This is a genomic window from Bacillus sp. RC242, assembly GCF_044908245.1.
Classification (GTDB): Bacteria; Bacillota; Bacilli; order Bacillales; family Bacillaceae_G; genus Bacillus_A; species Bacillus_A mycoides.
Window position 1 is genome coordinate 286,993 of sequence record NZ_JBIYCZ010000002.1, and the last position, 20,089, is coordinate 307,081.

Genomic DNA, 20,089 nt, shown 5'->3' on the forward strand with positions numbered 1-20,089 from the left:
TCCCTCACTCCAAATGCTCTTCATTTAATCTAATAATCTCTATTGCACGATCTCTTTCTTTTAACTTACGAGCCAAACTTCCTACACCAAATACTTCTGTAAATGTGTGGCTTCCTACAATCAAATTGATGCCTTTAAATTTCGCATGTTGCACTGTATATAATGTTTTTTCTCCCGTTATGTACGTATCACAACCTTTTTCTAGCGCACGCTCAATAAGGTTTGTATTGTTTCCTGCACCTGTTAATATCGCAATCCGTTTTACTGGCCTGTCATGATTTTTCCAGCTCTTCACTTTCTCTTCCATTCTCTCTTCAAGTTTTTCAACTAAATTTGAAAACGGAATCGCTTCTTTATATTCTCCTATTCCCGGTAGCTCTTCTTCCTCATACGTGGAATATTCCAGTATTGTATCTATCCCAATTTCATTAAATAACGACGTACACGTGCCAAACTTTACAAAATCTAACGGCAAATGAATCCAAAAATGATTCATTTCATATTCTTTTAATTTCTCAATACAAGCCTCTTCCATACCGAATAGAAAACTCCACGGTGCATGATGTGTAACTATCATATCGACACCATTTCTATACGCTTCTTCAATTGTTTCTAGCGTCAAATTTGTCGTGTAACCTATTTTGTGAAATTCCTCTTTACTAATGTGAGTGAAGCCATACTCGTCATCACCGTATTTATTAAGATGCTCTTCAAAAAGTGATGTAATATGTTCTTTGAACTGCGTTATATTCATTTTCATTTCTCCTTTCATTTACTTTTATATTTCAAAAATAAGGAAATACTATTTAACGACGTTACATACATATAGGAGGACAATATGAAACCTGAATTTTTAAAAGCTATACATGAAGCGATTGGAAATGTTGAGCATATTCATATAGAAGAAAGTGGTGCAGATAGTTTACTCATTCATCACGATGATGCACAGCAATTAAAACAAGTTGCTGAAACGTTAGAAAACAATAATTTCCGCTCTACTATTAGAACAGCTGGGGATGCTTCGTATATTGAAGTGTTGAACAGGTAAGAAGAAGTCCCGGTTATATACTGGGCTTCATTCTTTTATATTGAAATTTCAAACTCTTTCACATATACCGCTGTTCCAGCAATATCAATTTGTAAGTTATCATTTTCTACATCTTTCGTTACATAAACCATTACACGACCATCTTTATTTATTTCCTGTCCTTGCTCAACGATTAACTCCAGTTCATGGTCAAAATCTTTCTCCAAATACGTCGCATAATACGCTCCCATTACACCTGAAGCTGTTCCTGTCACTGGATCTTCAATCGTTCCAGAATGAGGTGATGAAATACGTTTATGTTCTTCATTTACCTATCTCCTAACCCTTTTTAAATAATTTATAATAACTCTCTATCTCCGTTTTTATCACACAATTATTTCTCCAAAATATCCTCTGCATCTTTTCATTTGAAGTATGTGTGCTTCCGATGTAATAAGTAGCCCCCATTTCCTTTAACATATGTAAAGATTGAAGATGCAGTTGGGAAGCAATTCCTTTCCCGCGATAATAAGGCATTACCCCAAAGTAAAATAAACGTCCTTCACTTTCTGTTCCAGGCTCTATATGCGGTATGGACAAACCAATCGGCTCATTTTTATCATAAAAAACAATGCATGACTTTTCCCAACCTTTACCTAACTCTGTTTGCACTGAATGCAAATGTTCATCGACATTCAGAATTGACGGTCGATTTCCTGATTCCAACATACATTGCTCCCAAATGCATGTGAATTCTCTTTCCGATAATGTCCCTTCTTCTATCGAGCGATATGTATATTGTTTTTCAAGCGCCTCTATATTGTTCAACTCTCTACACACTTCTATCTTTGTCGCGTACAAATCAAAGCCCTCATCAAGTAACACTTGTACACTTGCGTTATAACTACTAAACCTTTTGTTTAATACAATACTCGCTCTTTTTAACTCCCAGTTAAAACAAACTTCTTCAAATCTACTTACCTTTTCTTTGTAAGTTTGTGCGCTATAAAAAACATCTTCTTCTATTTCTTCAATCGTTACTGCATTTGGTAAACCATTTAATACTTTTCTCGAAGGACCAAATAAATTTTGAACAACTGTAAGATCGTACTTCACCACTTTATTTCACCTACACCCGGCTCAATAAACTTCCCTGAAACCTTCTCATTTGAATCTATTACCCAATCATATATATTTTGTGCTCCTTCAGCCGGAGTCATATTCGCATCAAAGGCACCAATGTCAGTCTTTAATTTTCCAGGGTGAATTGCGGTTACACGAATTCCTTTATTCTCAAACTCTTGTTGTAAGCAGAGCGTTAACATATTTTGTGCGGCTTTAGCAATTCGATATGAATATGAGAACTTACCTTGTGGAAACTCTTTGTTCGCCATTTTATGCAATGAACCTAATCGAGAGGACACATTTATTATTCTCGGATGATCCGATTTAGCTAAAGTCACATATGTACCTTTTACAGCTCGAATTACACCTAAGCAATGAATATTAAATAAGTCCGTTAACTCTTCTGAATTTGTATGTAAAACCTCAGTCTCCTTCCCAGTAATGCCAGCGTTATTTATAACTAGATCAATATACTCTGTATATTCCTCAAGCTGCTTTTTAATTTGCTCCGTACTCTCATCAATCGATAAGTCTGCTAATATAGGAAAACATCTAGAAGAAAACATCTGTTTTAACTGTTCTATCGCTTCCACACTTCTAACTAGCGGATAAACAATATGTCCATTTTCATGAAACACTTTCACTAACTGTAACCCTAATCCACGATTTCCACCTGTAATAAGTACCCTCATATACTCATCTCCTTATTTTTATAATAAATAAGAAAATCTACCCACCTACCATTTTCCTGCGAAAATGCTTCCCTCTTACATTCAAAGGAAAATCCGGCTCTTTCCGCAAGACGAACGGATGGCTCATTATCAACATGTATATGTAATTCGATTCTATGAAATTGAAGACTATTAAAAAATAACGGTAGTGCAGATTTTACACTTTCTACTCCGTATCCATTTTTCCAATATTGATTATGAATAGAATAACCCATCATTGCCCATTGATAATCCATACGTAAAATTTTAATAAGCTCTAGTTTTCCAATATTCGCTCCATCTTTTTTTCGGAATATGCCTAATACGTACATTTCATCCCGTCGTGCCGCCTCATCAAATCCTCTTATCCATTCCGTAAACCATTCTTTCGTTGAAGACGACATGTCATGATAGCCATCATCGTATTTATATTGAGATGGTAACCTCTTATTGAATCCATCTAACCAACTTTCATAATCCTCTTTTTGAAATGGACGAATAATCAGTCTCTCTGTCTCTACTTGTAATAGTGGCAGCTTCATTTATATCTCTTCCTTTAATCGTTAATTGAATATTCTTTATTATCTTACACAAAATACAAAATCTAGTAAATCATTATGTTTTTTATAAACAAAAATCCAGTTATGCTTTTTACATAACTGGATTCTTCATTATTTAATAACCTTTTATTTTACAAGAAAAACATCCCTTAATTCCCTCTTCAACACTTTCCCTAAAGCGTTTTTCGGTAATTCGTCCATAAATACAACTTCTGGTATTTTATAGCTTGCTAGTTTTTCTTTACAATGCTGAATAATCTCTTCTTCTGTTAAAGACGTTTGAATGTCCTTTACAATGTAAGCTGTTGGAACCTCCCCCCAAAAGTCATTTGGAATCCCAACTACTGCAACTTCTAAAACGCCATTTATTTCATGAATTACATCTTCTACTTGATCTGGATATACGTTGTCACCACCGCGTACGATAACGTCTTTATATCTTCCCATAATATGTAGAAATCCATCATCATCTATCATACCGGCATCACCCATGTTAAACCAATTATCTTTTACTACCTTCTTTGTTGCCTCTTCATTATTCCAATATCCTTTAAACATGTACGGGCTTTTCACGTGAATTTCTCCAACTTCATTTGTTGTTAGCTCATCACCTGTTTCTGGATGAACAATTTTCAGCTCTACATGTTTCAAAGTTTTCCCTACAGAAGACATTTTTTCTTTTCCCATATTTGGATGCCAAGAAGTTACTACCCAACCTTCTGTACTCCCATAACCTTGCACCATATATATTCCTTTTTCCATATATTTTTGGATAAGTGTTTCTGGCACTTTTGTACCACCACTTTGCGCTACTTTAAAGGTCGAAATGTTGCGCTCTTTATTATCTAATTCATCAAGCATGTAACTATAAACAGCTGGGAACGCAAGCATTGTAGTAATTTTCTCTTCTTCAATCTTATCCCAAATAAGAGTAGGATTCGAATCAGCTAAAAAGACCATCGTAACGCCATGATAAATACAATTTAAAATAGAAAGCACGCCACTCATATGAAACAATGGGTGCACTGATAAAAAGCGTTCACCTGCTGGAATTTCTCTTTGCCCCGCAATTTCAGTAAAATAATGATGTAAGTTTTTATGACCAATTACACATGCTTTTGCCTGTCCAGTCGTTCCTGAAGTAAATAAGTAAATGGCATCATCATCTTCATGAACTTCCACATTCGGCTCTGTTATTGGCTGTTTCTTTAATTTTAATTCAAATAAGCCAAACCCTTCTTTTGTCGTCTCAATTACATAAGGAATTTCTTTAACTCCATTAATCTTTAATACAACTTCACTAAATTCATCATCAATAACTAATACTTTTAATCTCGCTTCTTTTACAATCGATTCTAATTCATAAGCAGTAAGCTGATGATTAAGCGGAATAAATACCGCTCCAATTTTTAAGCTTGCCATCATAACGCTTGGAAACGGATGATTATTTTTGCATAGAATTCCTATACGATCCCCTCTTTTCACACCGGTATGTAACAAATAATGTGCAAGCTGATTTACTCGTTCATTATACTGCTGAAACGAATACCTTTTCTCTCCACCGATAAGCGCTTCCAAATTTGGTGACTGCATTGCTCTTTTTTGTAATAATTGTCGCATCGTTCTCAAGTAAAACTCCCCTTTATATATGTTAGGATTTTATTTTATCAGATTAACTATTAATTTACTAAAGATTAAACTTAGTGAATTTAAATGAAGTGAATCTTTAGTCGATGTGAGGTGTTCATCCCGACTGATTATTAGTCCACACCTTACGGGCGGTTAATGCGGGATAAACAAAAATAGCCATCTACTTAACAAGTAAATGGCTATTTCTCCTTATATATTAGAATACTCCTTATTCATCACATATTTCACATACTCAGGTGCACTTTTGTCAATCTCTTCATCACTGATTTCATATTCCGCACCATATAAATAAAATGATGGTATAAATTCCATTCCTGTATATAAGCTCGTAGCGTGGAATGGTTTCGTTAATTCATCCATTGTAATTCCGCTATTTTTATAATCTTTTTCTAACCCACCTATAGAAATAGCTACACCAAATTCTTTCCCCTTCACTTTATCCCCTTTTGATCCGTAGGCAAATCCATATGTTAATACATCATCGAACCATTTTTTTAATAATGGTGGTGAGCTATACCAGTAGAGTGGAAATTGGAATATATATCGGTCGTGCTCTACTAACAGCTTTTGTTCTTCTTCAATATTAAATTCCCAATTTGGTGCCACTTTATATAATTCATGCACCGTTATTTCATCTGGATATTTCTCAAGTTCTTCTACCCATCTTTTATTAATTCGAGACTTTTCAATATCAGGATGTGCTACAATTACAAGTGTTTTCATATATTTTCTTCCCCCTTATAAATAATTCAAACGCTTTAGTATTAGTATGAATGGGTCACATATAATTGAAAAGTACGTACTTTAAAGTGCTATAGGAACCTTAAAGTACCTTTGGAGGTGTTATATGAATCAAAATGATAATTGCCCAATCGCAACGACACTCGACGTGATCGGTGGAAAATGGAAAATTCATATTTTATGTGTTTTGGCGGATGGAAAAATGCGAACAAATGAAATAAAACGAGAAATTCCAAACATTACACAAAAAGTTCTCACACAGCAACTTCGGCAACTTGAGGCTGATGGGATTATCCATCGTACTGTATATCAAGAAGTACCACCAAAGGTTGAGTACACAATAAGCGAACATGGAAAATCTTTAATGCAAATTATGGATGAACTATTTGAATGGGGAAAAGACCATCAGATCAAAAGATTACATGACTAAAAAAACTACCAAATTCTTTACATACTAGTGGGAATGGCACATCACTATCAAGCTAACAAAAAGACCCTAATAAGAAAACTTTCATTTTTATAATCCATTTAAACTTTAGCTTGATAGTGATACGGCAAGACCCTAATAAAGAAATGTATTAAACAAATTAAAAACAACAACACATACGACTAATGTTAATAAGAAAATTATAGTCGCTGAATTGCTTACTTAATTTTGAAATCTAAACAGTTACCCTTTAAGCCAAGCTTAATAATATCGCTTTTGTACGATTATCTGTTACCTCATAATAAATTTCTAATCCTTTCCGAGTACCTGTAACGACTTTAGTAGCTTTTAGTTTAGATAAATGTTGACTAATTGTACTTTGAGGCATTTGTAATGTTTCATACATTGTCGTTACGTTAATAGGACCTTTTGCAAGCATTATTTTTACTAATGATAAACGGACAGGATGTGCTAATACCTTCAATACTTCAGTGATTTCTTCATACATTTCTTTCATATTTTTTCTCCCCTTTTATATAAACATTAATGATATCCATATATATAATTCGAAAGGATATACGATTTTATGTCCGTCATTTTAAAAAAATGTTAAAAAATATCTTCAGATGGAAGGAATCTCCCCTCCGTTCAATATTCTATAGATTTTTCTTTCACTAAATATTATGTGGTAGGAGCTTTCCTTACTGAGACCCTCTGCCATTGTTCTCTTGCTGATGTCCATTATTCCCTTGGGACCCTCTGCCGTTGTTCCCTTGCTGATTCCCATTATTCCCTTGCGATTCTCTTCCGTTGTTCCCTTGACCATTCCCATTATTCCCTTGCGATTCTCTTCCGTTATTCTCTTGCTGATGCCCATTATTCCCTTGGGATCCTCTACCGTTGTTTTCTTGCTGGTGTCCATTATTTTCTTTTTGTGGACCTCTACCGTTGTTTTCTTGCTGGTGTCCATTATTTTCTTTTTGTGGACCTCTACCGTTGTTTTCTTGCTGATGTCCATTATTCCCTTGCGATTCTCTTCCGTTGTTCCCTTGCTGGTTTCCATTATTCCCTTGGGACCCTCTGCCTTTGTTTCCTTGCCCATTTCCATTATTTCCTTGTGACTCTCTGCCGTTGTTTCCTTGCCCATTTCCATTATTTCCTTGTGACCCTCTGCCGTTGTTTCCTTGCCCATTCCCATTATTTCCTTGTGATCCTCTTCCGTTGTTCTCTTGCTGATTCCCATTATTTTCTTTTATTTGCTTCGGTTGTTGTTCCTTAGATTGCTTTTGTTCTATATGCTCTTTCTTCTCGTTGCTTTCTTCTTTTACAGGAGATGCGTCCGATGATGCATCAGAAGATGACTTTTGTTGTTCTTGATTAGACGGAGGTGCAGGTGGAGTAAGCGATTTTTGCTTCTCATTCTCTTGTTTTATATAAACGCCCGTTCCAATCCCTGCTTTCTTGGCATCCTCCCGCATTTGCATCGTACTGCTTTGATATTCAACTGTAATATGTTTTATCTCATACTCTTTCTTTAATTCCTGCATAACCTTTTCCAACTGTGGTTCTAACGACTTGTCCTTTGTAACAGCTGTTAGCATAACTTGCTTATCATTCGTTAAGTACTTATCCCCTTGACTCTGCTTTATAATAGTACGTATTACGTCTTGCAGATGCTTATTTTCCCACCCTTTCATTTCTTTTAAAATACGCCTTCCATCATCATTACAAGCTCGCAAATCTATAACACGAAGATCCTTTGTTACGCTCACCTCTAAACTTGGATTTATATCAACTGAGACATAAGCAAATACTTTTTCTTCCGGTTGGTTGTAGAAAAACAGCAACACACATAGAAAACAAGTAACAAGTAATGATGCAGGCTTTAAGAAAGAAGGGATTGAAAAACGCGGTGCTCTTTGCTCTTGTTCGTTAAACGAGATTTCCTCTCCAATCATGTAAGAGTGTACTTTTCTTTTAAACGTAATAAACTCTCCATTTGGAGTTAAAACAACTACGTTATGTTTCTTTATATCCATCACAATTCCTTTATTCATCATGCTTCTCCCCTCTTATATAATCCAGAATATATGTATAGTTGTTTGCAAAGATAATACACATCGCAATAATGTATTTTCGATGTCGCTCCAACGTTTTACGACTTACCCTAACACGTGGTTCAATATGTTTAAGGGGTAACTTTTTCTTTCGGAACAGCTCTTCCATCATTTTCTCGTCTTTTATAATAATCTTTACAATTTCTATTAAGTGCTCACGCGTATCACGATGCTTAGGGGATTCCTTAGCAAGCTCTGAAAATGTGATTTTAAACTCAGCTAGCACACTTTGAAAATGAAGAATTTCCTCCTTACGGTTACTATTTTCCATCTCTTTCATATACTCCGTAAGCGATACTTGTATTTCTAATATTTCCTCTTGCTTATCTTCTTTTAAAAAGACAAGATTATGCTTAGACTCCTTGCGTATATAGTCAATTACATCTCTTTTTATAAGAAGATCAGCAAACGCTAGAAAAGATTTTCCTTTTTTATATGAATACTGTTCAATTGCTTCGTTAAACGCAAACAATCCAATACTATATTCATCATCCTGTTCTGTAATGTACCTGCGGCAGACAGACGAGATTGATTTTCTAATAAACGGCTGATACTGTATGATAAAAGCTTCCTTATCTCCTCCGTTGTTTTGTATGTTAAATACGATATCTTCTATTTTCGTTTTTTTTAAGATTTTCATTACTAAACTCAACACTAGTAATCTCCCTGCCTCCTTCTGCTTCAAATAGCAAAATGGCCACTAAACAAGTGACCATTTAACCACATTTTCTTAGTACTTTTCTTTGGGCTTGTCTTCTTGCTGGTGCTCATATTTTTCGAGGCCGACTTTTTATATGACTATTTTTTCCACTTGTACTAAAGTGAAGTCTGTATTTTGTATTACTTTCTTGTTTTCTTTTGCAATACCACTTGTTCTTCTTGCTCTTTTCTATTTTAGCTGCAATCTTTGAATAACTCTTCGCTATATTTTTGGTAATTTTAGCTTTTTCTTCTACTTATATATATTCGAAGGAACAAATAATTTTATGGGGGTCAAAAAAATATTTTTATAAAATAGTTATTTTTTCAAAAATAAAAACCATCAATTGGAAGAAACTCGTTATAACTCCTCCTTATGGTAATTCCTTTGTAAACCTTTTTATTTAAATGTATAATTGTATTAAAAGCCTAAAATTTCAGAATCGGAGGGCAGCGTCATGAAAAGTTTTGGTACGTTAGTAATCTCTACCGTCATTTCAGCAGGCTTAGTGTATTATAATATCGATTCCTTTTATAATAAATTTACATCCGGGAATACATATTACTGGGTAAACGGTATCCTAGCTGCTGGATTCCTTATATCCTTAATTATCAACATAAAAGATATCATCAAGAAAAACTACACAACTTCTGAATCAAATTAAGGAGCCTATTATGGTTCCTTTTTCTATGCAAAATAAAAAAGCAGCTGTTAAGCTACTTTGAATTCTTCTTATCCCCAAATGAAATGATATATATATTCTCCCGTTACACGTTCATTAATTCCAGCGATCCTAGCGAATCTCATTAAGTCCGCCCCTTGAAGAAAATACACCGAGATCGTAACTGGTACTTGTGACCACATGAATTGATAAAGCTCATTCACTCTCTGATTCGTCGAAACGATTAAATCATTTACAGGTCCATGATTCCATGCAGAGGTTTGAACTGAAGTGAACGGAAGGTCTTTCCCATTAACCACTATTCTTACCACACTTTGAGTTATGTCCACAACAATCCCCTCCACCATTACAAAATTTAAGCCTGTTTCTATACTCATATTCTTGATTAATAATAAATGTTTAAGGCAAACCCCTATTTTCATTTCTACTCAAAAACAATTTAAATGATTCTTCTTTATTTCTCAATATAAGGAGCCTTGGATTTTCATTAAAACTCCTGTAGTATATGAACAAAGAGTAAGGTAAGAGTTACTCTTTGCCATTTTAGGAAAGGTTCTGTTGGAAACAACAGGACCTTTTTTCGTAAAGAGATGGTTTTGTTTAATTTCTCACCACTAACCACAAAAAAATATCTTATAATCGTTATATACTAAATTAAAATAATGGATTAGGAGTAGATCAAATGCCAGTTACACTAGAACTTATTCTTTTCATTCTTCTAGCAATTAGCGCTATTGGCTATTTAGCAAAAGAATTTCAAAAAACTAGGAAAAGAACACTTGGAATTTCACTAGAATTCTTGGTTCTCTTCTGGTCAATATGGAGAATATCGACTATCATAATCTGATTTGTAAAACATGAATTCCTTCGAATAAAAATCAATATTATGTCCATAATGTTGATAGGCTGTATGCCAAAATCCATTTAGTTTTCTCTGTATCTCCTTGTATTGAGCAGTTAGTTTTTGCTAGCTGCTCTTTTATTTATGAAAAAAGATAAATTTTTTTATAATGATTCTTCTTTATTTCTCAATATAAGGAGCCTTGGATTTTCATTAAAACTCCTGTAGTATATGAACAAAGAGTAAGGTAAGAGTTACTCTTTGCCATTTTAGGAAAGGTTCTGTTGGAAACAGCAGAACCTTTTTTCGTGATTTAAAGGTACTAAGACAAAATGAAATATTTACCATGAAGGTAATTGTTAAATATTTTACGCTTATATAGTATAATGGGATAGTTATTGTGTATTGGCATTAAGAGGAGCGTCCTGATTAAGCGCTTCTCTTTTTTTATAAAATAGCTCCAAATTACTTGGACACATTTACCAGTTTATTCAACACAAATATCATGTTAAAATCCCTTGTGAATACGACATAACTCAACTTGGTGAAGCCCTGTAATATTTCCTGTAGGGCTTCTTTTTTTACAAGCAGTTATTTCATTAAGCTGACTACCTTGTTGTGCAAAATAACGATTTTGTTCACTTTTTTGATACATTTATAAAACATTCATATGTTATCTTCAGTAAGTTCTATTTCCTTTATAATATTGTGTGAAGTATACCAACGAACGAAGCCTAAAAAACTCTAATGAAGTGATGAAAAAAACCTAATTTCTCTACAAAACATTGAGAAATTAGGCTTTTTAATAGAAAAAGTAGCATTCATAAACAATGAATACAGTTTAACTCTTCAATTCTATTTTCACAGATTCATATATTCTTCTAAAGTCAGTTTTTCCTTATATATATTTTCAGCAATATCTCCTACATAGCGAATATGCCAAGGTTCATATGCATAACCCGTAATACTTTCCTTCCCCTTAGGATAACGAATGATAAACCCTGCACGATGCGCGTTTTCTTTCAGCCATTTTCCTTCCTTCGTATTCGCAAAGGATAGCTCTAGTTCATTGTTCGCACTTTTAGAAGAAACATCCATCGTTAGCCCTGTTTGATGTTCGCTATGCCCTGGCTTTGCAGAGAAGCGATCCGTATGCTCTTGCCCTTTCTTTTTAACATTGTTGGCATACAGACCTTTTTGATACTCATAGGAACGAAATCCTGAAACAGCATTCAACTGGATCCCATCTTGCTTAGCTAAAAGGAATAGTTTTTCTAACGCTTCCGCTGCTTCTTTACGAAGATGACTCTTTTCTACCGTTCCACTAAATGAGAACGGTACATTTGGTACAACTAAATCCTCTGGCATATAGTCTTCGGGTAAACCATATTCCTTATTTACTACAGCCTGTATACTAGCAAAGGAACTTGCTATCTTATTTGAAGTCCCATTTTGCTTACTATTTTTTTCTTTATTTATGGAGTTTTCACTAGTTTCATGGTTTGTCTTATATGGTTCTTTACCAATAGATATATTGGTGTAAATGATAAAGATACCTAGCATTACTACTATACAAGTTAAGGTTCCTACTAATTTAAGTCTCATCATTCATTTCCTTCCTGCAACTCCTACTGTTACTCATTCATCATACTTCAACCATATCAAATCCATATTAATTCCTTGTGAACTTTTCTTCATAACGCATTCCTTAATAGATTGATAGTATATCCTCCCGTTCTTTTGATACCCTTAAAATATCAGCTCTATTTATACATGTAGAAAAATAATCTAAAGATTTGTATAATAAGATATGAAGTGTAGCATTCTGTTATAGAAAGGTCTTGGTATAATGCTAGGCATTGATGTCAAAAAAACAAAAGAGGAGCTAATTATTTCATGGCAATTTGCGGAGGTCACGATTCCATTACGTGATGTGATTGAGGTTACCGAAGATGCTACCTATGCGGGTGTTGAAGAACCAAGTGCAATCCGTATCGGAACAGCATATGGGACAACTGATCGTATATTAATTAAAACTGTAAAACAAAATTATGTATTATTTACTACGAATAAAGTGTCGATTTTAAACGCAATTCACGCGTAACAATGAGTAGATAAACGCGCTTAAACAAAGTTCAAGTGAAATAAAAAGGTGCAAAGTCATAGAATTGACTTCGCACCTTTTTCTATATTTGTGAGGGTAGCATGTAATTGATGCCGCAGAAATTGGGATGCAAAATTGCATCTTTAATTCAGATATATTAATAATAAAGATGAACTGCTCAACATTTTTCTTTTAAGTTAGTATTTCAAACCCTAGCTACCTAAAGAACTCAAGTAAACGTATCTTAAATCCTTTTAAGTGGCACAAAAAGCGTCTATGTAGGCGCTTTTTGTATAAGAAAACACCTTATATGCATAAGGTGTTTTCTTATTTCATCTATCTAGAACTTCTCTATTTGAACTGTAAAATGTGGCTTGAATTTTACTTCGATTGTTTTGTTTTCTACGCCGCCTTGGACATATAATGAGTCATTACGGGTATAGATTCGTTTCGCCGAATGTATCTTGGTTTCAAATATGCATTTATTTTTGTAATACAATTGTAATTCAACAGTTTCCTCGTAATAACACATAATCATTACTAATTCAAATCCTAATTTATCTATTTTATTATATCTATATGCACCTGCACCAGGAATAAAATAATCTTCTGGTTCACTCTCGAATATTTCTAATAATTCGTATTCATCATATTGAATATTCATTTTAACAACTCCTTTCGTGAATGGGCTCAATCTACTTTATTTATAATATTCACGATTTATTAGGTACAACGGAAACAACATCGCCACTATCATTCAATACGACTCTAACATCTTTCCCATCGTATTGCCATAGACCAGGTTTATTTCCTGGTTTTTTAGTATCATGCTTAATTGTTTCTTCTACTACGCTTGGTGTTACACCTCGCGGATCAACTTTTTTTAATTCCTCCATATATTCTTTTGATCCGAATGTGTAACCATTCCTTTCAGCTCTTTCACGTGCACGCTTCGTAAGTTCTGCCCGAACCTGAATTGTATCAGGTGCCATTCTTTCAAGAGCATGTTCAGTATACTTACGCCCATCAATGACCCCTCCGCCTCTTGGCATACTCCATCCAATCTCTTCAGTTACCTTTGATACTTTTCCTAAATCCTTCGCTTTTTGTTCTAACTCACCATATTTACCGAATACACGTCCAATAACTTTAGGAGCCCCACCAAAAACAGTAGAAACGGTTCCCCATACATAGTCGTTTTTGTCATACTCTCTATTAGTGAAATATTCTTTGCCGTTAATGAGTTGTAGCCCTTGTTTGATTTGCCCAATAACTGGAATGAAATCAAGTGACATCGATCCAAGTTCATTTGTACGCTTCTGTTCTGCCAAAAACTCTTCCATTTTTTCAGGTGGTACACCAAAATCTTTGAGGCGAGTAGATAAACCATCCATGTTTCCAACATTTTTAGCTATATTAGACGTATCTATTTTATAGCCTGAAATCTTATAGCAGAGTCCATAATGTTATTGGCAGCATCTAATCCAGACATGATATCTGTATGCAAGGTTGGGAATGCTTGTTGAGCTTCTGCAACATGCGTTGAGCCACTATTAATTAGTCCATCAGCCATTACCGCTTGTTTATGAAGTGATGCCCCAGCTTTTTGTATGGTAGAAAACTTGGCTTGGAGCAACGGAATTAACGATTAAACACCGAGCAGCTGCTGACTGTTTTGCTGTCCTGGAATTATTACAACAACTCAAAAATAAGCAAATAGATTAAAATACTGTAAATAGGACTAAATTATTAACATAAAAAATAAGCACATCTTGTAAAAAAACAGATGTGCTTATTTTTTAATTTTTATGCATTTTTACGTTTTAGGAAAATCACTCCACCAACAATTAACAATAATGCACCTGCAGCCATAGAGATCCAACTTGTAAGGTCAGCACCTGTTTGGGGTAACCATCCAATTTTAGATTGAATTTCTTTCTTAGGTTGTGGTTGCTCTTTTACTTGCTCTTTAGGTTGCTCTGGTGTTGGAATATTTTTATCTTGATTCGGCTGTTCTGGTTTAGGTTGTTCCGGTTTTACCTCTTTGAATTTCACTGTTTGTCCCTTATCTTCAAATTCAGCGTGAATAGCTACTAAAATATTATCTTGATACAGTTCTTCAAATACTACTACTTCTTTACCTTGTAATGCAGAAGCATTAAATGTGAAATCTAATGTGATAGAACCATTTTTTTCTTTTGCAGTAAACTTAGATTCTACTGTTACTTCTTTATCATCAACTAATAATGGTTTGTTTGTTGCTTTATCCATTAGTTTGCCTTTTACAACGTACTCTTTACCCACGATTAAGTCTTTGTATTCCACTTTATCTTGGATTGTTACAGATTTAGAAGCGTCTAACTCTTTAGAACCATCAGCTTTGTTTGTAGCTGTTGTTTTAATGGAAGGCTCTACAAATCGAACTGTTTGACCTACATCGTTAATGTCAGCGTGAGTTGCAATTACTTGACCTTCATGCAATAAGTCTTCAAACACAACTACTTCTCTTCCTTGCTGTTCAGCACCAACGAAAGTAAAGTCTAATGTTACAAAACCATTCTTTTCTTTTGCAATGAACTTAGTCTCTGCTGTTATTTCTTTACCATCAATTAATAATGGTTTGTTAATAGCTTTGTTCATTAATTTACCTTTTACAGTGTACTCTTTACCTACAACTAAGTTAGTATACTCTACTTTATCTTGAATAGTGATAGAATCCTTTGAATGAATCTCTTTTCCATCATCAGCTTTGTTTGTAGCAGTTGTTTTTACTGATGGCTTAACGAACTTAACTGTTTGACCTTTATCATTGATATCAGCATGTATAGTAATAACTTTTCCGTCTTTCAGTAACTCTTCGAATACTACTACTTCTTTTTCTTCTAAACCAGTTGCATCAAAAGTGAAATCTAGTGTAATAGAACCATTTGCTTCTTTTGGTGTAAACTTAGTTTCAGCAGTTACTTCTTTACCATTTACAACTAATAGTTTATTAGTCTCTTTATCCATTAATTTACCTTTTAAAGTGTACTCTTTACCTACTTGTAGGTCTTTGTATTCCACTTTATCTTGGATTGTTACAGACTTAGAAGTGTGCATTTCTTTTGTACCATCGGTTTTATCAGTAGCTGTTGTTTTTACTGATGGAATCTTTTCATCTTTGACAATATGTTTAATTATTTGACCATTCTCTTTGATCTCAAAAGAGAATATTTCTTCATTCAATACATAACCTTTTGGTGCAACAGTTTCTTTATATGTGTATTTTCCAAATGGTAACTTTTCAAACTTCGCGATACCTTTATCGTCTGTTTTCCCTTTAACTACTTCTTTTCCTGCTTCATTATAAATAGTAAACTCTGCATTCGGAAGCTTATTGTTTCCATCAGCTACATCAACTTTTGTAATTTCTAGATCACCTTTGATAAGATGATTAACTGCTAATAGCTCAATAATTTTTCCGTGTTCCTTTATTTCGAACACAATTGGTTCTGTAATAAGAACGTAACCATTTGGAGAAGCCTTTTCTACAAATGAATATTTACCATACGCTAAATCTTTGACGTTAACTTCACCATTTTTATCTGTCTTATATTCCCCAATTACTTTCCCGCTTGCATCTTTTAGCTCGAATACTGCACCTTCTAATTTTTTACTGATATCTTCATTATCTACTTTTAGTAATTTCACACTACCTTTCACTTCTGTATTTTCCACGGTAAAAGTAAGTGTTTTATTGTGCTCTTTAATTTCAAAAGGATACTTTGTTTTATTTCCAATATATCCATTAGGTGTTTTTGTCTCTAAGAAATAATATTTACCATACGTAAGACCATCAACATTTGCAATTCCATTTTCTTTTGTTACTACTTTTTTCACTTCTTTTCCATCTTCAGTAAAGACCGTGAATTCAACATTAGGTAACATCTTACCTGAATCACTAAGTTTTTTTATTTCGATGTTACCTTTTACTTTGTTGTTTACTACTTGAACAGCTCCTATTTCCCCTGTCTTAACTTCAATAGTTTGTGGTTTATCACCTGAAACATAACCTGTTGGTGCTTTAATTTCTTTTACTGTGTAGGTACCAATTGGTAGGTTATTTAATTCTGCAGTACCATCAGCACCCGTCGTGATTTTTCCAACTGATTCATTATTTGCATTAAAGACTTCAAATACTGCACCAGCTAATATTTCTCCATTTTCCCCAACCTTTTTAATTTTTAAAGAACCAGCAGCTTCCCAATTTACTGCAAGGTCACTACTAAGCTTTTCCTCATTTCTTTCTAGTAGCACTGTAGCATTCTGGACAGTATCAGTACCGCGGTAAGCAATTGCTTGAACTTTTGTTAAGTTAGCAGCAACACTTAGATTAAATTCGCCTGTTTTTGTATCTTTAGGAATCTGGATACGGAATTTTTCCCCAACTGAAAGTTGATCTTTCACTTCTCCATTTTCACTAACAATTTTTACTCCATTAGGTGCTTTTTTCGCAACTACCTTATAAGAACCACTTTTAGCATTTGTTTGTACTGTGTAAAGGTTTGTTTCAAAAAACTCACCCTTTAATTCTGCCTTTTGCTTTTCAGCAGGAATCACATTCATAAAAATATCTTGAGTATCTTCACTTGTATTTGCAGCATTAATAATTGTCTTAGCCGCTTTTTCAACATTTTTATTTTCATGCTTTAATTCATTTACATCAAGTTGACCTAATGCATTCCAAACCGCAAGCTGAGTTGCATAATGTGCTTCATTCTTATTAGCTACTCCCAGTTGTTCTACACTTTTTTGTGGGAAACCATTTGATAGAACCCTATATACTACATTATCTGTTTTCCCCATTTCAGGAAGATCTTCACCATTTGGTGATTTTAAGCCAAGAGTTAAACAATAAGCAATTTGACCGCTTGAATTTTTAATAATTTCAGTTCGAATGTACTTACCTAAACTGTTGCTATAACTCCAGTTCATTGAATACTTTTCATGCGTCATAACCTCCGCATTTGCCTTCGGTAGAAAGACATTAAAGAATAATGCTAGTACTGATAATAATGCAAAAACTCTTTTAACAACTCTTCTCCCCAATTTTAAAACCTCCCTAGATAAAATGAATCCGATGTATTATTCAAATATTTAAAATAATCACAACGAAGATATTTCATATTATAAGACATAAAGTTACAAATATTATATTATTTTTACAAATTATTCATTTTCTCAACATCCACTATAAATTATAATATTAAAACATTTTATTTCACAAAAGTAACAATATTAGGATGCCTTAACAAAATAAGAAACTTGGTAAAATACTAGAATAACGGTAGTTGGAGTACGGAAACGATTCTTCGCATGAAGGACCACTACAAAGATATTTTCAAATTGAATATATGTATTAATAATGAAATTTTATTGCATTTACACCTGCAATGTTTATATAAAAGATAGTAAATTATGTTTTTATAGGATTTTTTCTATTAGTTTACTGGAAATTTGCATTATTATGTGACAATAAATATCATTGTATTTAATATAAAATGATATAAAAAAAGGGGTACGCAGATAATTATCGGAACTTTCAATCGATTAATTATACTAAAATTAGTATTAAGAATATTAGTAAAAAAGTAACAACGTTATTACAAAGTTCGAATATTGGTCTAAGTACCCTAGCATCTTAATGGTAACCTCTTGAATACTTTTACGTTTTTAAATAAATTAAAATAACAAAAAAATAATAATTTTTAATTTTTTCTTTGTAATTTAATAAGTTGCATGTTAATATGGCGAAGGTTATAAAATGGATTTCGCCATACACAATGTTTTTTCGGAATATTCACTCCAGAGAAACGTAACTATTTCAGTAATTTGCTTCATCTTTTACCTATACAAGGGCTACTTTCAATTTTTTTGTTCATAAGTAAAAGTAACTTTTTATTCTATCTTCCTCATCGATTTTAATATAAATGGTAAAAAAGCACTTTTTCAAGTGCCCTTCCTTTTCTTTTTTAAAGATAGAAAATCTAATAAAATCAAACACCTAGATTAAACACATACATAATCCTACTTACAAACTCTTAGAGAGGTATAAACTATGGGAATTCCTACACTATTATTAAATACATTTATTATTATTATTTGTATCCTTAGTTACCAAGTATTTTGGCTAGAACATAAAGAAAAAATGGCATGTAATAATATATTAATTTCTGTACTTTCCTCCATTGCAGTTATTTTTTGTATGACTTTTCCTTTTCATTTACACGCTGGGTTCATTTATGATTTACGTTTTATTCCCATTATATTAGTTTTTCTATATGGAAATACAAAGAGCATTTTTTGTATTGGAGTTTTATATCTTTCTTATAGATTTTACTTAGGTGGAAGCGGAGTCTTCCCATCATTTATTATCTTTACTGTTATTTCTGTTATTACAATCATGTTTCGTTACTTGTCACCTACTTATTTCAAGGAAAAGAAGATATTATTAAGTATTCTACTTATTTTGATATGTACAACTTCCCTTTCTATCTGCGGTATTGTAACGCAAATAAATACAGGTGGTAAAATTGACTCTACTCTCATTGAATTTTTATTCAATTATATAATCATAAATATTTTCACAGTATTATTATCAGTTTATTTAATAGAAGGAATGATCGAGAAATATAAAATAAAAGAAAGAATGCAAAGAGCAGAAAAATTTTATATAGCTAGCGAACTAGCTGCATCGATTGCGCATGAAATTCATAATCCACTGACCACGGTACGTGGATTCACTCAATTACTAAATGAAGATGAGAGTGCTAAGATGTCTCAAGATAAGTACTTAGAAATTATGTTACTTGAAATGCAGCAAATACAATCTACTATTAATAACTATTTATCTTTAACCAAACCACAAAACATTATAAAAGAGGAACTAGATATTAATTACATATTAAATCAAGTGAAAGATAATATTTCACCACTCGCTCTTTCATATAATGTTGAAATAAAACAGCATATTACAACAGATTCCCTTTACATAAATGCTAATACTGAAAAATTAAAAATATGTCTAACCAACATCATACAAAATGGAATTGAGGCTATGAAAAATGGTGGCGTATTACAAATAAATATACAAAAAATAAAAGGTAATATTGTAATTGATATTATTGATACAGGAATAGGAATGTCTTCCCAACAAATAAAACGTATTGCCTTGCCATTTTATTCAACAACAGAAAAAGGCACTGGGCTTGGTACTATGATTGCTTACAGTATTATTAAAGAATTAAACGGAGATATAGAGATAGAAAGTGAACTAGGAAAAGGAACACACTTTTCTATCACTATCCCCTGCTAATATAATAGAAGATTTATTTAAATGATATTATTTTGTAGCTAATATAACCAT

General features: G+C 33.3%; 21 protein-coding genes and 2 pseudogenes. 6 read left to right on the plus strand and 17 right to left on the minus strand.

The features are described from left to right. Positions 1-4 precede the first annotated feature (4 nt). Positions 5-754, minus strand: a complete 750-nt coding sequence (locus ABH957_RS05225) for a Nif3-like dinuclear metal center hexameric protein (protein ID WP_098167798.1) — start codon at positions 752-754, stop codon at positions 5-7. Positions 755-838: 84 nt separating this feature from the next. Between ABH957_RS05225 and ABH957_RS05230 the strand changes: the two genes are divergently transcribed. After that, positions 839-1,048: a hypothetical protein gene (locus tag ABH957_RS05230; RefSeq protein ID WP_000801639.1), complete on the plus strand. Its 210-nt coding sequence runs from the start codon at positions 839-841 to the stop codon at positions 1,046-1,048. Positions 1,049-1,083: 35 nt separating this feature from the next. Here the strand turns inward: ABH957_RS05230 and ABH957_RS05235 are convergent. The 6 genes and pseudogenes from ABH957_RS05235 to ABH957_RS05260 form a co-directional block, all read right to left on the minus strand. Next, positions 1,084-1,335: pseudogene (locus ABH957_RS05235) on the minus strand (PhzF family phenazine biosynthesis protein); the annotation flags it as partial. Between the two features lie 31 nt (positions 1,336-1,366). Beyond that, positions 1,367-2,143: a GNAT family N-acetyltransferase gene (locus ABH957_RS05240; protein ID WP_141506922.1), complete on the minus strand. Its 777-nt coding sequence runs from the start codon at positions 2,141-2,143 to the stop codon at positions 1,367-1,369. Next, positions 2,140-2,844 carry an SDR family NAD(P)-dependent oxidoreductase gene (locus tag ABH957_RS05245; protein ID WP_098167796.1) on the minus strand — a complete coding sequence of 235 codons (705 nt, stop codon included), beginning with the start codon at positions 2,842-2,844 and terminating at the stop codon, positions 2,140-2,142. The genes ABH957_RS05240 and ABH957_RS05245 overlap by 4 nt, the downstream gene beginning before the upstream one ends. Then, a complete protein-coding gene (locus ABH957_RS05250) occupies positions 2,841-3,404 on the minus strand; it encodes a GNAT family N-acetyltransferase (protein ID WP_215551954.1) in 564 nt (187 codons plus the stop codon). The genes ABH957_RS05245 and ABH957_RS05250 overlap by 4 nt, the downstream gene beginning before the upstream one ends. A gap of 144 nt (positions 3,405-3,548) precedes the next feature. Further along, positions 3,549-5,051: a class I adenylate-forming enzyme family protein gene (locus ABH957_RS05255; protein WP_404456757.1), complete on the minus strand. Its 1,503-nt coding sequence runs from the start codon at positions 5,049-5,051 to the stop codon at positions 3,549-3,551. Between the two features lie 210 nt (positions 5,052-5,261). After that, a complete protein-coding gene (locus tag ABH957_RS05260; RefSeq protein WP_242310998.1) occupies positions 5,262-5,795 on the minus strand; it encodes an NAD(P)H-dependent oxidoreductase in 534 nt (177 codons plus the stop codon). A gap of 124 nt (positions 5,796-5,919) precedes the next feature. Here ABH957_RS05260 and ABH957_RS05265 point away from each other — a divergent pair, with 124 nt between their 5' ends. Then, the gene (locus tag ABH957_RS05265) at positions 5,920-6,243 is read left to right on the plus strand and encodes a winged helix-turn-helix transcriptional regulator (RefSeq protein ID WP_002033301.1); all 324 of its coding nucleotides are present in this window, start codon (positions 5,920-5,922) and stop codon (positions 6,241-6,243) included. Positions 6,244-6,490: 247 nt separating this feature from the next. Here the strand turns inward: ABH957_RS05265 and ABH957_RS05270 are convergent, their stop codons facing one another. From ABH957_RS05270 to sigI, 3 genes are all read right to left on the minus strand, one after another. Continuing rightward, entirely contained in the window at positions 6,491-6,757 is a 267-nt protein-coding gene (locus ABH957_RS05270; RefSeq protein WP_000661861.1) for an ArsR/SmtB family transcription factor, read from the minus strand. 184 nt (positions 6,758-6,941) lie between these two features. Next, a complete protein-coding gene (locus ABH957_RS05275) occupies positions 6,942-8,297 on the minus strand; it encodes an anti-sigma factor domain-containing protein (protein WP_404510704.1) in 1,356 nt (451 codons plus the stop codon). After that, positions 8,290-9,012, minus strand: a complete 723-nt coding sequence (sigI, locus tag ABH957_RS05280; RefSeq protein ID WP_078422320.1) for an RNA polymerase sigma factor SigI — start codon at positions 9,010-9,012, stop codon at positions 8,290-8,292. Before sigI ends, ABH957_RS05275 begins: the two co-directional genes overlap by 8 nt. 502 nt (positions 9,013-9,514) lie before the next feature. On the opposite strand from sigI, the gene ABH957_RS05285 reads away from it, so the two are divergent. Further along, positions 9,515-9,721 carry a hypothetical protein gene (locus tag ABH957_RS05285; RefSeq protein WP_000834521.1) on the plus strand — a complete coding sequence of 69 codons (207 nt, stop codon included), beginning with the start codon at positions 9,515-9,517 and terminating at the stop codon, positions 9,719-9,721. A 68-nt stretch (positions 9,722-9,789) separates the two neighbouring features. Here the strand turns inward: ABH957_RS05285 and ABH957_RS05290 are convergent, their stop codons facing one another. From ABH957_RS05290 to ABH957_RS05300, 3 genes are all read right to left on the minus strand, one after another. Next, the gene (locus tag ABH957_RS05290; protein ID WP_002084333.1) at positions 9,790-10,161 is read right to left on the minus strand and encodes a hypothetical protein; all 372 of its coding nucleotides are present in this window, start codon (positions 10,159-10,161) and stop codon (positions 9,790-9,792) included. Positions 10,162-11,088: 927 nt separating this feature from the next. After that, entirely contained in the window at positions 11,089-11,235 is a 147-nt protein-coding gene (locus ABH957_RS05295) for a hypothetical protein (protein ID WP_003193688.1), read from the minus strand. A gap of 206 nt (positions 11,236-11,441) precedes the next feature. Then, positions 11,442-12,185: a M15 family metallopeptidase gene (locus tag ABH957_RS05300; RefSeq protein ID WP_033709884.1), complete on the minus strand. Its 744-nt coding sequence runs from the start codon at positions 12,183-12,185 to the stop codon at positions 11,442-11,444. Between the two features lie 244 nt (positions 12,186-12,429). Here ABH957_RS05300 and ABH957_RS05305 point away from each other — a divergent pair, with 244 nt between their 5' ends. After that, positions 12,430-12,684: a SunI/YnzG family protein gene (locus ABH957_RS05305; RefSeq protein ID WP_002128348.1), complete on the plus strand. Its 255-nt coding sequence runs from the start codon at positions 12,430-12,432 to the stop codon at positions 12,682-12,684. A gap of 340 nt (positions 12,685-13,024) precedes the next feature. On the opposite strand, the gene ABH957_RS05310 is transcribed toward ABH957_RS05305, so the two are convergent. The 3 genes from ABH957_RS05310 to ABH957_RS05320 are packed head-to-tail and all read right to left on the minus strand — an operon-like array spanning position 13,025 to position 14,320. After that, on the minus strand, positions 13,025-13,348 hold the full coding sequence (locus tag ABH957_RS05310; protein ID WP_002185308.1) for a hypothetical protein: 324 nt from the start codon (positions 13,346-13,348) through the stop codon (positions 13,025-13,027). Positions 13,349-13,397: 49 nt separating this feature from the next. After that, positions 13,398-14,078 carry a hypothetical protein gene (locus tag ABH957_RS05315; protein WP_002128350.1) on the minus strand — a complete coding sequence of 227 codons (681 nt, stop codon included), beginning with the start codon at positions 14,076-14,078 and terminating at the stop codon, positions 13,398-13,400. 32 nt (positions 14,079-14,110) lie between these two features. Next, entirely contained in the window at positions 14,111-14,320 is a 210-nt protein-coding gene (locus ABH957_RS05320; RefSeq protein ID WP_404510705.1) for a hypothetical protein, read from the minus strand. On the opposite strand from ABH957_RS05320, the pseudogene ABH957_RS05325 reads away from it, so the two are divergent. After that, positions 14,311-14,409, plus strand: a pseudogene (locus tag ABH957_RS05325) (3'-5' exonuclease); the annotation flags it as partial. The gene ABH957_RS05320 and the pseudogene ABH957_RS05325 sit on opposite strands and share 10 nt — an antisense overlap. Positions 14,410-14,490: 81 nt before the next feature. Here ABH957_RS05325 and ABH957_RS05330 read toward each other — a convergent pair. Further along, the gene (locus tag ABH957_RS05330; protein WP_404510707.1) at positions 14,491-17,772 is read right to left on the minus strand and encodes a VaFE repeat-containing surface-anchored protein; all 3,282 of its coding nucleotides are present in this window, start codon (positions 17,770-17,772) and stop codon (positions 14,491-14,493) included. 1,009 nt (positions 17,773-18,781) lie between these two features. On the opposite strand from ABH957_RS05330, the gene ABH957_RS05335 reads away from it, so the two are divergent. Next, the gene (locus tag ABH957_RS05335) at positions 18,782-20,038 is read left to right on the plus strand and encodes an ATP-binding protein (protein ID WP_404456744.1); all 1,257 of its coding nucleotides are present in this window, start codon (positions 18,782-18,784) and stop codon (positions 20,036-20,038) included. The last annotated feature ends 51 nt before the right edge of the window (positions 20,039-20,089 follow it).